Source organism: Clostridium sp. AF02-29, assembly GCF_934835585.1.
Lineage (GTDB): Bacteria > Bacillota > Clostridia > Lachnospirales > Lachnospiraceae > Otoolea > Otoolea fessa.
This window is the reverse complement of sequence record NZ_CAKVZK010000017.1, coordinates 1-14317: the sequence shown is the minus strand read 5'-3', so window position 1 is coordinate 14317 and position 14317 is coordinate 1. Positions and strand designations below refer to the sequence as shown.

Annotated in this window: 14 protein-coding genes and 1 other annotated feature; of the genes, 3 read left to right on the top strand and 11 right to left on the bottom strand. The window is 47.7% G+C overall.

What is annotated here, in order from left to right; translation table 11 throughout:
• Window positions 1-18: 18 nt before the first annotated feature.
• On the bottom strand, window positions 19-759 hold the full coding sequence (locus PUQ60_RS05935) for a L,D-transpeptidase family protein (RefSeq protein WP_273380699.1): 741 nt from the start codon (window positions 757-759) through the stop codon (window positions 19-21).
• A 90-nt stretch (window positions 760-849) separates the two neighbouring features.
• Window positions 850-1575 carry a DUF6198 family protein gene (locus PUQ60_RS05930; RefSeq protein WP_273417080.1) on the bottom strand — a complete coding sequence of 242 codons (726 nt, stop codon included), beginning with the start codon at window positions 1573-1575 and terminating at the stop codon, window positions 850-852.
• Window positions 1576-1916: 341 nt separating this feature from the next.
• Here PUQ60_RS05930 and PUQ60_RS05925 point away from each other — a divergent pair, with 341 nt between their 5' ends.
• Complete coding sequence (locus PUQ60_RS05925; protein ID WP_273400827.1) at window positions 1917-3257, top strand: MATE family efflux transporter; 1341 nt, start codon at window positions 1917-1919, stop codon at window positions 3255-3257.
• Window positions 3258-3496: 239 nt separating this feature from the next.
• On the opposite strand, the gene PUQ60_RS05920 is transcribed toward PUQ60_RS05925, so the two are convergent.
• The 4 genes from PUQ60_RS05920 to PUQ60_RS05905 all read right to left on the bottom strand — a co-directional run bounded on the left by PUQ60_RS05920 (window position 3497) and on the right by PUQ60_RS05905 (window position 10256).
• Window positions 3497-4309, bottom strand: coding sequence for a transposase (locus tag PUQ60_RS05920; protein WP_273380884.1), 813 nt, complete (start codon window positions 4307-4309; stop codon window positions 3497-3499).
• A gap of 369 nt (window positions 4310-4678) precedes the next feature.
• Complete coding sequence (locus tag PUQ60_RS05915) at window positions 4679-5476, bottom strand: hypothetical protein (protein ID WP_273380882.1); 798 nt, start codon at window positions 5474-5476, stop codon at window positions 4679-4681.
• 689 nt (window positions 5477-6165) lie between these two features.
• Window positions 6166-8577 (bottom strand): leucine--tRNA ligase, encoded by a 2412-nt coding sequence (leuS, locus tag PUQ60_RS05910; protein ID WP_022360162.1) that lies wholly within the window; start codon window positions 8575-8577, stop codon window positions 6166-6168.
• Between the two features lie 195 nt (window positions 8578-8772).
• Window positions 8773-9011 (bottom strand) — a binding site (T-box leader).
• Between the two features lie 204 nt (window positions 9012-9215).
• The gene (locus PUQ60_RS05905; protein ID WP_008396627.1) at window positions 9216-10256 is read right to left on the bottom strand and encodes an IS30 family transposase; all 1041 of its coding nucleotides are present in this window, start codon (window positions 10254-10256) and stop codon (window positions 9216-9218) included.
• A 904-nt stretch (window positions 10257-11160) separates the two neighbouring features.
• Here PUQ60_RS05905 and PUQ60_RS05900 point away from each other — a divergent pair.
• Both PUQ60_RS05900 and PUQ60_RS05895 read left to right on the top strand, forming a co-directional pair.
• Window positions 11161-11391 (top strand): hypothetical protein, encoded by a 231-nt coding sequence (locus tag PUQ60_RS05900; protein WP_147327035.1) that lies wholly within the window; start codon window positions 11161-11163, stop codon window positions 11389-11391.
• Window positions 11384-11593 carry a hypothetical protein gene (locus PUQ60_RS05895; RefSeq protein WP_273380878.1) on the top strand — a complete coding sequence of 70 codons (210 nt, stop codon included), beginning with the start codon at window positions 11384-11386 and terminating at the stop codon, window positions 11591-11593. The genes PUQ60_RS05900 and PUQ60_RS05895 overlap by 8 nt, the downstream gene beginning before the upstream one ends.
• 247 nt (window positions 11594-11840) lie before the next feature.
• Here PUQ60_RS05895 and PUQ60_RS05890 read toward each other — a convergent pair whose 3' ends face one another.
• The 5 genes from PUQ60_RS05890 to PUQ60_RS05870 form a co-directional block, all read right to left on the bottom strand.
• Window positions 11841-12884, bottom strand: a complete 1044-nt coding sequence (locus tag PUQ60_RS05890) for a GH25 family lysozyme (protein WP_008396633.1) — start codon at window positions 12882-12884, stop codon at window positions 11841-11843.
• A gap of 68 nt (window positions 12885-12952) precedes the next feature.
• Window positions 12953-13177: a hypothetical protein gene (locus tag PUQ60_RS05885; RefSeq protein ID WP_008396635.1), complete on the bottom strand. Its 225-nt coding sequence runs from the start codon at window positions 13175-13177 to the stop codon at window positions 12953-12955.
• Window positions 13178-13192: 15 nt separating this feature from the next.
• Complete coding sequence (locus PUQ60_RS05880) at window positions 13193-13546, bottom strand: hypothetical protein (protein ID WP_008396637.1); 354 nt, start codon at window positions 13544-13546, stop codon at window positions 13193-13195.
• A gap of 208 nt (window positions 13547-13754) precedes the next feature.
• Complete coding sequence (locus PUQ60_RS05875) at window positions 13755-13910, bottom strand: XkdX family protein (RefSeq protein ID WP_008396638.1); 156 nt, start codon at window positions 13908-13910, stop codon at window positions 13755-13757.
• The gene (locus PUQ60_RS05870; RefSeq protein WP_273380869.1) at window positions 13910-14173 is read right to left on the bottom strand and encodes a hypothetical protein; all 264 of its coding nucleotides are present in this window, start codon (window positions 14171-14173) and stop codon (window positions 13910-13912) included. The genes PUQ60_RS05875 and PUQ60_RS05870 overlap by 1 nt, the downstream gene beginning before the upstream one ends.
• Window positions 14174-14317 lie beyond the last annotated feature (144 nt).

Below are 14317 nucleotides of genomic sequence, written 5' to 3'. Positions count from 1 at the left end.
ATCGGATCCTATTTTATTCTAATAGTTTGCAAGATCCGCTTCATCCTGCACCACCACAATCTTCGTCCCGGCATCCACCTGGCACACAACCTGTTTCATATCTTCCTCCGGAATACTGATACACCCGGAAGTTCCCGTATTATTCCAGCTCTTCGGGCAATGCAGAAAGATCGCCGATCCCTTTCCCGGTGTACACTCCGGATTATAATCCAGCACCAGGCCATAATTATACTGCGGCGCCTGCGCCATCAGATCCTCCGCCGAATTCCAGTCCTTCTGTACCTGCTTCGTATTTGCCAGCTTGTTATAATACTGGCTGTTTCCGTCATCCACATAATAATCGCCGTCCACGATCTGGTGATACGGCAGAATCGTTCCCGGATTTGCCTTCAGGCCAAATGCCATCGTAAAGCGGTACACACCCGCCGGCGTCTTCTTATCGCCCTCCTGCTTCTGCATCGTGATACCGTTCATGCCGCTGACCGCTTCTTTCGACATCACCTGCACCAGTTTTCCATCTGCATCGCGTTTATACCAGTCCAGACGGCTCTTCGCCGGATCCTGGCGGTTTCCAATCACCACAATCAGCTGCGTTGCATCCTTCGCCGCCTCCAGTGTATTTACATCCCCGTTGTAGCTTGCCGTAAGCGCCGGCCCTGTCGCTTTCTCCGCTGCCATCGCAGCCGCCGGAGCTGCCGCACTCATCAACATGCCTGCTGCCAATATTACCATTGCTTTCCGCTTCATTCTCAATTTCATCTTATTTATCTCCTATTATTTTATGTATCTGAATTTTACTCAAAAATCGGCTGCTTTTATCTTTCGCACACCCTTTTTCCACACTCTCTGTCAGTTCCTGCCACTTTCCAGTCCAGCCGCCTGCAGCATCGCCTTTCCAAAAATATGATGAAACAGCGCAATCACGCGCCCCACCAGCATGACAGCACAGACCGTTCCAATGCCGATTCCCACCGGTTTTCCCGCAAACAAAAGTCCCATAATCAGTGACAGAACAATGCAAAACGCATCCACACAGTTCTTCATCAGACCCGTGCCGATTCCAAAGGTGTCTGCAAGCACCTGCACCAGACCATCGCCCGGATTTGGCACCAGCCGCATTGACAGGGACATCGCCGCGCCGATGCCTGTAAAAATCAGGGCAAGCATCAGCACTCCCAGGCGTCCTAAAAGTCCAGACGCCTCCGATCCGCATTCTTCTAACGACGGTATGCACACTGAAAATACATTCAGAAATCTTGTAAATACAATACTCAATGGAAACTGCAGCGCATCTTTCATAAGCAGGCTGCGTCCGGCTTTTCCTTTCTCCCGCAGATGAATCGCCGCCTGAATCAAGACAAAGATACCATACAGGACAAAGGTCATATCACCAAAATTCCGGTTCCAGATCACGGATGCCGCATACGAAAGTGAAATAATCGGCGACACTCCGAGTCCAGCTTTCGTATTGAGCGTAAGCCCCATCGCCAGAATCAGAAGCCCCATCAGATAAAAGCTCCACCGTGCTGCCCCGCTTCCCGTCGTTTTCTCCGTCATTTCCATGTTGTGATTCAAGATTTCCTCATCTCTTTTTCTTAATATTTGTTAAACCTATTCTATTATAGATCCTCCTCTTTCCACTTGACAAGCGCTTCCTGTATTCTAAATCTTCCAATTTTCTTACGAAATAAATATTCCCGCCTGCCTACATTCTACAGTCACAGCCTACATCTTACCATTGCGCCCCATTGAACCCACGACAAATTTCTGCTGCCATCAGATTATCTTACAGCACTTTCAGTCCAAAAAGTGTCTTGCATGATGGTCATATCCTACTTTCCGTTCTCTTTACTTTTTCCATTCCCTATGCTACACTAAACTCATGATTTTAGCTGTATCAAAGGAGTTTTATACATATGAAAAAAGATATGACCGAAGGGCGGGAATGGTCCTCCATCCTGCTCTTTTCCCTGCCCATCATGGGGGCAAACCTGCTGCAGGTTTTGTACAACCTCGCTGACAGCGTGATCGTCGGAAACCTCATCAGCGCGACCGCCCTTGGAGCCGTCGGACTGACCAGCTCCATGACCTGGCTTCTGACCGCCATCTGCACCTCCATCGGTGCCGGCGTCAACATCGCAGTCGCCCAGTATTTCGGTGCCAAAAAAGAGACGGATATACAGGAATCCATCTCCGTCTCCTATCTGATCGCCGTGATCGCAAGTATATTTTTAACTGCCGCCTGCTTTCTGGCAGCCCGTCCAGTTATTTTCGGCTTTTTGCAGGCACCGGAAGAAATGCGTTTCGACAGTATGGCATACTTTCTGATCTACAGCGGCGGAATTATTTTCCAGCTGCTCTACAATGTCACCTACGGCATCCTGCGGGCACACGGGGATTCGCGCGGCGCACTCATTTTCCTGATGATCTCCGCCGCCCTGAACATCGTGCTGGACTGTTTGTTTATCTCCGTCTTTCATATGGGTGTCTCCGGCGCGGCTGCCGCGACCGTGATCGCACAGGCAGGTTCCGCCATCGCCAGTTTCCTGTATCTGCGTCACATTTTCCCGGATCTGCTGCCGAAACGGCATTATCTCTACGCCTGGAAGGGACAGGGAGCGCTGCTGATGCGCCTGAGTATTCCGATCATGCTGCAGACGGGCGTCAATTCGATCGGTTTCCTCATCCTGCAGCGTCTCATCAACTCCTTCGGCGCTCCCAGCATCGAGGGCTACGCTGCCATGCTGAAGGTCGAACAGCTCGCGCACATCCCGTCCCAGAGCTTTAACGTCGCCATTTCCAGCTTCGCCGGACAGAATATCGGCGCTGAAAAACTGGACCGTGCCCGCCGCGGCTACCGCACCACCATCCTGATGGGCGTCCTGATCAGTATCTCCATCAGTATCGTAGTTCTGCTTTTTGACCGGCCGCTTCTCCAGATCTTCAACATCACCGGAGAGTCCCTGCGGCGCGCAAAGGAACATCTCGACATCCTGATGTTCTTCATCTGGACCAGCACGATCACCAACATCACCTGCGGTTTTCTGCAGGGTGCAGGCGATGTCAAGATCCCGGCAGCTTCCGGCTTCATCAACCTGGGCATCCGCCTCGCGCTCTCCTTCCTGCTGGCGCTCACCCCGGTTGGCTTCCGCTGCTACTATGTGAGCATGCCGCCCGCATGGCTGATCGCCTGCTTCGTAGTTGTGATGCGCTACCGGAGTGGAAAATGGAGGGAGTTTCGGATTGTAAAAGAGTAAAGAAAAGGGATGGAAGAATTCACTTTTGGGGGGTGATTTCTTCCATCCTTATTTCGTTTAAAGCTCTTTTTCGCGTTCTATCTGCTCCTAAAATTTTAGCACACTGTTATCCATAAAACACAAATTCCATTTTTGCCATGCACATTCCACTCCACTCGCACACCGCTGCTACCAGTGCCCGGTATGTAAACACGATATGGATATAAGCAGATCTGCGTATGTATAACCAACCGCCGCACCTATTCCTTAAACTTTTCCAAAATATTCCTAACTTCATCCACATCTATCTTCATCTGTTCTGCAATCTGGTTTTCTGTATATTTATCTCGATATAATCTATAAATTCCAAACACCCGTTCTTCACCCTGCTTCTGACCTTCCTTTAATCCTTCCTTCTTACCTTCCGCATACTCTGCCTTCCGAATCAATTCCTTTTCCCGTTTCTCATCATATTCGAAAATACACACCTCTATCGCCTCCGTTCGATTCTTTCTCAGGAAATCAGCCAGTATATTTTCCTCAATACATTCCGTCACAGCCTGCTCTGCCGCCCGGTTTATGTCCTTATACTCTGCCGCATATTTACGAATCTTGTCAACCAGAAGCATATACTCTTTCAACAGGCAGCAAGTTTCCAGAATCCTCTGTTTTTTATCCAGATTAATATTCAATACCTTCACTATCAATTCCAGTTCTGGTTCATCTGCCTTCTGGCAGAATGAATGTGACAGTTTCAGAACACTTTCCGCTTCCCGCTCCTCTTCTCCATTGTAAAATACAACAAAGTGTGGGGTCGGCAATTCCACCAGCGTTGACGCATACAGCGTTTGATTCCGAATGAGCATCTGGTATTCTTTCGTCACATAAATCAGAAAACGCAGCGGCATATTCGGATTCCAGGTTGACTGGTGTTCATACAAATTCAACTGCATATCCAGTAAAAATGCCTGGTCATTTTTCATATTCATATAAACCGCATTTTCCAGCGTCACGATCTCCAACTCTTTTGCATCCGTATAATGTGAATGATTTACCGCATTATACAGACTCAACAGATTCTCCCTTGTACTGAAAATCATCCGAAACAACGTATCCTTGTGATCCCGCCTTACTTTTACAGAATTCCTATTTCTCATTCATTCTCCCTTCTGACAGGAGAATTTCAGTTCTTCATCATCCATCGAAAATCTCCTGCTCTTTAATTGTTGTCAACTTGGATAAGCATAAGATTTTCTTAGATTAATTTAGAACATTAGATACATTTGAATAGTTGATAAAGAAAAATATATGCTTGATAGGATAAATGTATCATATTCCCAAAAAGGATGCAAGAGAAATCCTCAATCATACATTAAAATTTGCAAATATTCATTTAGCAGATCAGGAGTACTCCTCTCTCGAAAAGCACCCCTGATCCATTTTTACTCATATTCCGTATTTTTCTTCTTCCCGGACATCCCCGCCATCACAATAATAAACCAGAAAAATGGCTGTCTGCAGTTCATCAACGTAAAACTTTCCGCCAGCAATGCCAGCACTGCCGCCCGCTGTGCCCGGTCGCAGCGAATCACATTTCTTCCAATCCAGTACACCAAAAAGGTAGTTGGAATCAATCCATACGAAAACCAGACATCAAAAAAACTGGAATGAATCTCGTTGACATGAAACACATCAAAAACACCCGGACTCAAAAGTGCCTCAAATCCATCATATGGAATAAACCGCTCAAAAAATCCCTCTCCGGCTCCGTATAACAGATACTGCGGTTCTAACACCAGTCGTTCTGCGCTTCGATCATAAAGTAAATCATAGATATTTCCATTCGCCAGCTTCCATATCTTCTGTTGAATCCGCGAAAGAAGTGTATAATCCGTCTGGGAAACATCAAAATCCGCTCCCGGCAAAATCAAATACACATCGACTGCCAGCAGCACCAAAAATGCGGCACCGCCAAACCACCAAACTTTCTTTTGCTTCGAATGACAACATTTATCCCAGAAAAACTGCCCGGTCAGTACGCCAACGAACACCAGCAGACCGATAAACATTCCTGTTGATTTTGCCTTTCCAATCAGAAATACACCAAGCAGAAACATTCCCCAGAAACCGATGCGCGTTTTCGCTGTATAAACTGCTTTCCGCCGGTACTCCATAAAAAGCACCAGCATCATGATAAAAATGAAAACTGCGAACTGATTCGGGTCGTTAAAAGTTCCCATAAAACATGATCCGCCCCAGGTTTCATAAAAATATCTGCCACGACCAGAAACAAGTAGCAACACCTGGAAAATCAAGTTGATGCGGCACATCCAGCAAAGTCCGCTCATGAACGACTCCGAATATAAAGTTCGAAATGTCCAGATCAAAAATGCTGAATATATCCAATACAGCGTATGTAAAGGAAAACTTCTATTCAATGTCCGAATAAAATAGACTCCATTAATAATTATCGCAAATATCAAGAAGATGAGCCAAGGGAAATCTTCTTGGTACAAAACTTTTCTGCTGTTATTTCGGACAGCACATAATGTAAGGAGCCCAGAAGCGGTGAAGAAAAGAGCGGCTATTCCGATGCTACCGCTAGAAAACAAATAAAATTGTTTTATAAAAGCTGCAGCATAGAATAATATTTTTAATACTATTTAATCTCAAAGATTTCGCAGAACAAAGTATTCTGCGAATTTTTTTCTTTTCGAATTTAGCAGAGTAATCTATAATATTGCGATTCCCGCATTCAAACGCTTCCTAATGCGTTTTTTGTTTCATAGGACGCAATTTTCTATGAAACAAGAAGCAAAAAAACAGCACCCTGTGTATTTTCTTCTCGAAATACACAGGATGCTGTTTTTTTTAGTCCAACGGATCAATCTCAATAATCCCGCTTGATTCCGCCCGGATTTTTCACAATTTATTTCATAACAATATTCACAATCCGTCCCGGAACGTAAATTTCTTTTACGATATTTCCAGTCAGCTTGTCCTTGATAGCCTCTTTACCAGCGGCGATAGCATCTTCTTTGGAGATGTCTGCCGGTACGGTGATGGTCGCACGGACTCTGCCGTTGATCTGAACGGCTACTTCTTTCTCGTCATCCTTCATCTTCTCTGCGTCGCACTCCGGCCAGGAAGCATGGAATACGCTGTCGGTGCCGCCGAGCTCCTGCCACAGTTCTTCACCCAGATGCGGTGCGAACGGTGCCAGCAGGATGGTGAAGGTCTTGAGGGTTTCTTTGTCGATGCCGCCCTCTTTCTTCGCCAGATCGATGAGCTTGTTGTTGTACTCCATGAAACCGGAGATAACGGTATTCAGGCTGAACTGCTCGAAACGCTGCTCAATGTCGAATACCAGTTTGTGGCGCAGTTTAACCATTTCCTTGGTCTCTTTGATGTCTTTGTCCTTGCTGGTCATAACCAGGTTGTAGAAACGGTTCAGGAAACGGGATACGCCCTCGATACCGCGGTCATCCCACTCTGCATCCAGTTCCGGCGGTCCTACGAAAAGCTCATAGAGACGCAGGGAATCGCAGCCGTAGTCGCGTACCAGATCATCCGGGGATACGACATTTCCTTTCGACTTACTCATCTTGATACCATTCTTACCAGTGATCATACCCTGGTTGAACAGCTTCTTGAACGGCTCGTCGAAGTCAATAACACCGATATCGCACAGGAACTTGGTGTAGAAACGGGAATACAGCAGATGCAGTACTGCATGTTCAACACCGCCGATGTACATATCAACCGGCAGATATTTGTCTGCTTTCTCACGGGATACCAGCTCTTTATCGTTCTTGTTATCTACATAGCGCAGGAAGTACCAGGAAGATCCAGCCCACTGCGGCATGGTGTTTGTCTCACGTTTTGCCGGAGCGCCGCAGCACGGGCAGGTGGTGTTGACCCACTCGTCGATGGCTGCCAGCGGGGATTCGCCGGTACCAGTCGGCTGATAGCTTTCTACCTCCGGAAGTTTTAACGGAAGCTGATCCTCCGGAACCGGTACGTTGCCGCACTTCGGGCAGTGTACGATCGGGATCGGCTCGCCCCAGTAACGCTGACGGGAGAATACCCAGTCACGCAGCTTGTAATTGACTCTCTTGTGACCGATACCTCTCTTCTCAATCATTTCCGGCGCTTCTTTTTTCAGTACGGAAGATTCCATACCATTCCACTCGCCAGAGTTGATCATCGTGCCGGACGCCTCGGTATACGCCTCGGTCATGTTCTCGATCTCTTTGCCATCTTTTGCGATAACCTGGATGATCGGGATATTAAATTTCTTTGCAAACTCGAAGTCACGGTCATCGTGTGCCGGTACGCACATGATAGCGCCGGTACCGTAGTCAGCTAATACATAATCAGACAGCCAGATCGGAACCTTCGCACCGTTGATCGGGTTGATTGCATAAGTTCCAGTAAATACGCCTGTCTTTTCCTTATCCTGCAGACGGTCTACGTTGGAACGCATGGAGGAATCGAAAATGTATTTCTCTACTGCCTCGCGGGTCTCATCGGTTGCCAGGCTCTTTGCCATCGCGTGCTCCGGAGCCAGTACCATGAAAGTTGCACCGTACAGGGTGTCCGGGCGGGTGGTGTAAACGGTGATCTTCTCATCGCGTCCCTCTACGCCGAAATCAACCTCTGCACCGTAAGATTTGCCGATCCAGTCAGTCTGCATCTTTTTAACCTTCTCCGGCCAGTCCAGTTTGTCCAGATCATTTAAGAGGCGGTCTGCGTACGCGGTAATCTTGAGCATCCACTGACGCAGGTTTTTCTTGGTAACCGGGGTACCGCAGCGCTCACAGCAGCCGTTGACAACTTCCTCGTTTGCCAGACCTGTCTTACAGGACGGGCACCAGTTGATCGGGAATTCTTTCTCGTATGCCAGACCTTTTTTGAACATCTGGACGAAGATCCACTGGGTCCATTTGTAGAATGCCGGATCTGTGGTATTTACTTCCATATCCCAGTCATAGATGGCTGCGATCTCGTTGATCTGACGTTTAATATTTTTAATATTGGACTCGGTCGAGATAGCCGGATGTACGCCCATCTTGATCGCGTAGTTCTCTGCCGGCAGACCAAATGCGTCCCAGCCCATCGGATGGATCACGTATTTGCCGCGCAGCAGCTGATAACGGCTCCATACATCTGAAATAACGTAGCCTCTCCAGTGACCAACGTGCAGACCACTTCCGGACGGATATGGGAACATATCCAGGCAGTAATATTTTTCTTTCTTTCCATCGTTTACATTGATGGGATGTTTTTCCCAGTTCTCGCGCCATTTTTTCTCAATGGCGGTATGATTGTACTGTGACATCTTTGTTCCTCCTGTTTTCTGCTTAACCCACGCTGATTTTTTGCTATTTCCTGTCAAAATCCGGCTCCAGTCTCTAAAATGATGATTCATTATTGCAATCGACTGATCCGTTGGCAGTTGCATAACATCCAACCCTTGCGGACATTCTTTCAATCCGGTAACGTCAAAAACGCCCTGCGTCTCTACATTACCTGTATAGAGACGCAGGGCGAAAATTCCAACTGCGCGGTACCACTCTATTTCACACGGAATCCGTGTGCTCCTCATCGTCCTGTAACGGCGGATGACCGGCTCTGTCTACTCGGGTATTCAAAAACACTTCTTTCAACAGGCTGCTCCCGGACCAGTTCGGCGGCTTCCTTCCGCTGCCTCACACCATCCGGCAGCTCTCTGTAGAAATTTCGCAGCTTACTACTTCCGTTCATTGCATTTGTGCTATCTGGTAGAATAGCATAAATGGGAAGAAATGTCAAGTAACGTGACCTTCTCAAGCAACTTGTGAAAAGTCAAGCAATAAATGCAAAACTTTACTTGCGAAACATCATTTCATCATTTTGCACAACTATGTTTGCGTTTTGTTGGCAAATTTGCACAGACTGCCCCTCTTTTCGTTTTGCTCTCTGCTTATTCTACTCTTTTTATGCCAGTCTCGCCAGTTCTTTCTGGAACAGTTCGCCGGAGGTTTTCCATCCGAACATCTCCCTTGGGTAGTCGTTGATCCAGTCCTCTACCCTCTGGATATCGTCCTCTGTCCGGTCATCGAAGTTCTCTCCCTTTGGTATCTTCCTGCGCACCAGTCGGTTCTGGTTTTCGTTGCTGCCACGCTCAAAGGAGCAGTATGGGTGGCAGTAGAACACGGTCACTCTCTTTTCGGACTCATCTGCTGCCGACTGCTGCATTCCCTCCCAGTCAGCGAACTCCGAGCCATTGTCCACGGTTATGGTCTTGAACACCTGCCCGAATCGCTCTCCCCATTCCGCTTCTAACTGATCCAGTCGCTTGCAGACCTGCTCAGTCGTGTGCTCATATAAAAGGTATATGAGTTCGTTCCTGGTCTTTCTCTCTGTCAGTACCAGAAGGCTGTGTTTACTTTCCCCTCTCTTGCCTACCACTGTGTCCATCTCCCAGTGTCCGAATTCCTCTCTGGTGTCGATGTCCTCTGGCCGCTTCTCTATGCTTGTACCTGCGTTGGCTCTCGCCTGCCTGCGGACTTTCTTATTCTTCTTTTTCCGTCTGCCTTTTACTGGGAGTTCCTTATTTGTGATTGTGAGGAATATCCCCTTGTCGATGTAACTGTAAAGGGTCGGCTTGCTAATCTCTGTTTCAAACTCCAACCCCTTGGCTTTAATTTCTCCGAGGACTGCTCCGGGCGAGTATCCGTCCTCTGCTATCTTTGTTTCTATGTACTCTGCCAGTCTGTGGTCTTTGCCTATCTTAAGGTCTGGACCCTTATCTCGCAGGTTCTGTTGATACTTATCCTCTGCGATGTCTGGGGAGTACCGTTCTTCCTCTGTCAGATCTGAATTGGTATGTGTGTATGTTCCTCTCTTTATCTCACGGTATATGGTGCTGACATGGACTCCTATCTGGTCAGCGATTTCCTGTTTGCCGTGTCCTGCTTTCAGCAGTGCTTCTAATTTCAGCCTGTCGGCTCTGGATAACTGTTTAAATCTGCGCATGGCAGCACCTCCTTGTCTCTTTCTACTATTATCGGTGTTAAAGTTATAAATTTCAATAACAAAACACTTATAAATAAGGATAAGATACCAACAAAGAAGTGGTGCTTTTATGGTTATATTTTTGTTGAATTTATGGGTTATAAAAGACTTGAATACCTCCGCAACCCAAGGTAATATACAGACAACCTAAAGGAAAGGAGGTGCATCCGATGAATTTGGATGATTTGGTTTCTAAAATAAATAAGCTGAGTAAAGTTGTTCGAGCCCTTACTCAGCTTGCATTGGAAATCGGAACGCTCGTAGCGGTTATCCGATTCATCATCTTATGATGATGGCTTGGGGGAGGGGTCCACCTCTCTCCCTTGCTTCTCAAAATATACCACACGATTGGAGGTCTTGTCAATGAAACGGTTATGTGTTTCAGTTTCGGTTCTGGCTTTTCGGATAGCGGAGTTGCTTATCGTGGTTTCTGGTCTGCTTCTCCTGCTTTCCAGAATGTAGCCGGTCCGTCCGGGGCAGTGCATCTGCTCCGGCTCTAACCCACCGATGTCTGGTCCCAAGTCCAGAAGGCGGAAGCGTGAGGGGAGCAAAGGACAATGCCATGTCTGAGTGATGTCTGACAAGTTTGCCTGGTTTTTAATGTGAAAGCCTTAAAGGTAGGAGGAGTTATTGGTTTTTACCGATTGCCTATCGCAACTCGTTGATTTTGTTTCCTGCGTTGCAGAGAAAGGGTTAGGTGATGTGTAGCCGAGCACGAGGTCTTATCTGGTGTACCGTAACACTGGACGCTCTCTCCAGTCGGGCGAGACCGATGGGCGACATGGCTTATTGTTCCTTTTTGAAAAACGGCGATAAATTTCCGGCGGTAAAACTCCGGCGATAAAATCTGAAAGGATCTGATAAAATGATTTATATTGATAAGTGCCGCACCGACCTCGGTGTTACCGTGGACGAGTGGGCGGTTGATGATAGATGTCGGTTCTCTGATTCCGGCAAGGTCGGCATAGGGACTGGTGTTCGTGTGCTCGATATTACTGACAAGTTTGGCGATGTTCTGGTTCGCCTTGTGATTTCGGATTCCTGCTCTGACAATGTCAGCAGGTTCTCCTGCAGGGAGGTGTTGTCTCATGAATAAAGAACTGCTTGAGCCGATCATGCGTGCTCACGGAGATAAAAACAAGGACTTGGCTGCGGCCATTGGTATGTCCGTTCCGAACTTCTCCACCATCTGGAATGATCGTGGCGAGTTTGCTCTGAAGTATATCCGTCTCATTGCCCGGAGATATTCTCTTACCCCGGAGCAGGTCTATAAAATCTTTATCTTTCCGCAGGGGTAATCATTGCCCCTGCTTTTTCTTTGGCTTTCAAATCTGCCCCATTTAGGCAATAAAAAAGACCCAGTGGGTGTTTGTTCCACTGGGTTGCTTTTCGTCTTATTCTGGCTGTCACGGTGCGCCACGCTCTGGGTTCTGCGTTGCGGTGTTCCCGACATTTATGTCGGTCACATCGTCCGGGTGCTTACCCCCTTTAGAACCCCCTCTGCGGCACATCATACCTCCACTCTTTTTATAAGTCAATCGCCAATTACAGAAGTTCATTGACCTTCTTCTGCACGGCTGCGTAGTCGTATCCGGCTGCCTTCAGCTTCTGCTTTCTGGTTTCGCCGTTGCCCCACTTACCTGCGATCACTTCCTTGGCTACCTCAGTAACGCTTTTCTGCGGTTTTACTCCAAGCTGTGCATTGACCTCTTTCTGGACTGTATCGTAGTCATATCCTGCTGCCTTGATGCGGTTCTTTCTGTCATCGCCATTTCCCCACTGTCCTGCAATGACTTCCTTGGCGATTTCTGCCACGCTCTTTTTCGGTGCGGAGGTTGCTCCTGCAAGGCGGTTCACTTCTGCCTGCACCGTTGCGTAGTCATATCCGGCAGCAGCCAGTCTATTCTTGCGGTCATCTCCGTTTCCCCAGTCTCCTGCGAGCACTTCCTTTGCCACCTCAGTGACGGATTTCTTCTCGCCCTGGTTCTCTTTGATTTCCTCTCCGTAGTAGTAATCCATATCTACCTTGCCATCGATGCCGCTTACTGTTCCGGAACTGGTGTACTGGTGGAATGCGCAGTCATAGTCCGGAGATCCTGTGTAATCTGCGAGCCAGTACACATACTTGGAGAGCACTTCGTCCGAATACATATTTCTGTGGTAGTCGATGTTGGAATAAACACCTGCCTTGTATCCATGGCTTTCCACATACTCGCAGAATGCCTTTGTAAATGCGATGCACTCATTCTTTCCGAGGGTTACTCCCTTTGCCTTGGCTTTCTTTACAGTGTCGTACTCAAAATCGTAGAATACAATCACATCTTTTCCGAGACCTGCCTGCTCCATCTGCTTGATGCAGAATGCCGCCTCCTGCGCTGCCTGCTCTGCGTTGATCGCATAACTGAAATGATATACTCCCTTGATTTCGATGCCGTTCTTTCTGCAGCCTTCCACATACTGGCGGAACTTTGCGTCTACCGTCTGTGCGTATCCTTCACGAAGGATTGCGAACTTGATGCCGTCTGCTGCTACTCTGGCAAAGTCTACATTGCCCTGCCAATATGAAATGTCCATACCTTTGATTGTCATATCTGTTTCCTCACTTTCTGTAATAAAATAGGGCAGCCTACTGGCCGCCCTGCTGCGTATGTTTCCTGTTACTGTTCCTCGGCATCATCCGAAGCACCGATGTTGGCGGAGTCGGTCAAGCCTTCCCCGATGATGTAAGCCACCACGGACGCTCCTGCCATGATGAGTGCAGTTACCTGCGTTGCCGTGTTGTCTGTTCCGCCTGTGGCGAGGATCATCATTGAGACGAATGATGCCACTGCCGTCCACAGTTTTCTGCTTGTGAGTTTTCTTACCCAGTCGATTTTCTTCATTGCTTTGTCCTCCTGTTATACAATTTGTTTTAGTGCCTGTTCGTTCAGAAAGTCCTTCTGTTCATGTTTGACCTTCTGAGCGTAGTCGAGTGCTGCGTGCATATCCCCATTGCAGTGTGCGTCTGGGATTCTCTGCACCGCTCTGGCTGTCGCTTCTCCGAGTGCCAGGGAAGCATTGACGCAGTTGATGATGCAGAGTTCATTCTTCTCTCGGATCTGCTCTCTGGCATCTACTTCCTTCTGCCGTTCTTCCCGCTCTGCTTTTTCCTTGTCGGCACGCTTCTGTATGCTCTGCTCGATGAGCCAGAAAAAGAAGCCAGTCAGTGCCGATGGGATACTCGCTGCCACGATGATTGCTGTCACATCCATGCGCTGCACCTCCTCTCTAAAAAGACCGCCTTGTCCAGACGGTCCTTAATTCTGATTTAATTTCTCACACCACTTGCATGGGTACTGCGTCATCGGTATGTGGTAATTTGTGCAGTGGGCACAGGTGCCGCTTTCCTTGCAGTCGAGGTCACATTCTTTCATGTGCTTATGGCAGTACCTGCTCCCATGTGCGTGGGTACATTGGAAGTTATTTTGCCTTGGTTTCTGCCTTGTACTTCTCGCCTGTGATTTCCTCGTACTCTGCTTCATCAATAGTTCCCTTCTCCACTCTGACCGCGATCTGTTCCTTTGTCAGCCTGCCTGCGGCATAAAGTCTTTTCAGACTGTCGATTAATACTCTCATTATAACAATCCCTCCTCGATAAGCTGTGCGGTGTAATCATCAATCGCCTTGTCGGTATTGATCTGCTTAATGGATTCCAACATCTGGTATTCCGATATAGTGATTTCCCTGCTATCGCACTCCCAGTCGGTGTAGGCTTCCATGCCCTCGGTTGCTTCGTGCTGCACTTTCTTGATGTTCTTTCTCTGGATGTAGATGCCGTCAGCCACAAGCTGCAGCTCCTGCGGCTCCTCGGAGCATCTTTCCTTGGTCCATTCCTTCATGGTTCTGCCTCCTTTTGATTTTTGATATTATTTTCTTAAGCCGGCCCACATGGATATAAGGTTTTATCCTGCTCTGGTAACAGTCATATGTTGAAGTGCTATACTAACGTTGTAACAGTAGTGGCTAATAAGATATAATAAATC

What these genes read in the sequence shown, in the direction of transcription:
- PUQ60_RS05870 (WP_273380869.1), bottom strand. Translation starts at nt 14,173, where the DNA reads ATGAAGGAATGGACCAAGGAAAGATGCTCCGAGGAGCCGCAGGAGCTG.
- PUQ60_RS05900 (WP_147327035.1), top strand. Translation starts at nt 11,161, where the DNA reads ATGATTTATATTGATAAGTGCCGCACCGACCTCGGTGTTACCGTGGAC.
- PUQ60_RS05875 (WP_008396638.1), bottom strand. Translation starts at nt 13,910, where the DNA reads ATGAGAGTATTAATCGACAGTCTGAAAAGACTTTATGCCGCAGGCAGG.
- PUQ60_RS05880 (WP_008396637.1), bottom strand. Translation starts at nt 13,546, where the DNA reads ATGGATGTGACAGCAATCATCGTGGCAGCGAGTATCCCATCGGCACTG.
- PUQ60_RS05890 (WP_008396633.1), bottom strand. Translation starts at nt 12,884, where the DNA reads ATGACAATCAAAGGTATGGACATTTCATATTGGCAGGGCAATGTAGAC.
- PUQ60_RS05895 (WP_273380878.1), top strand. Translation starts at nt 11,384, where the DNA reads ATGAATAAAGAACTGCTTGAGCCGATCATGCGTGCTCACGGAGATAAA.
- leuS (WP_022360162.1), bottom strand. Translation starts at nt 8,577, where the DNA reads ATGTCACAGTACAATCATACCGCCATTGAGAAAAAATGGCGCGAGAAC.
- PUQ60_RS05885 (WP_008396635.1), bottom strand. Translation starts at nt 13,177, where the DNA reads ATGAAGAAAATCGACTGGGTAAGAAAACTCACAAGCAGAAAACTGTGG.
- PUQ60_RS05935 (WP_273380699.1), bottom strand. Translation starts at nt 759, where the DNA reads ATGAAATTGAGAATGAAGCGGAAAGCAATGGTAATATTGGCAGCAGGC.
- PUQ60_RS05925 (WP_273400827.1), top strand. Translation starts at nt 1,917, where the DNA reads ATGAAAAAAGATATGACCGAAGGGCGGGAATGGTCCTCCATCCTGCTC.
- PUQ60_RS05915 (WP_273380882.1), bottom strand. Translation starts at nt 5,476, where the DNA reads ATGGGAACTTTTAACGACCCGAATCAGTTCGCAGTTTTCATTTTTATC.
- PUQ60_RS05905 (WP_008396627.1), bottom strand. Translation starts at nt 10,256, where the DNA reads ATGCGCAGATTTAAACAGTTATCCAGAGCCGACAGGCTGAAATTAGAA.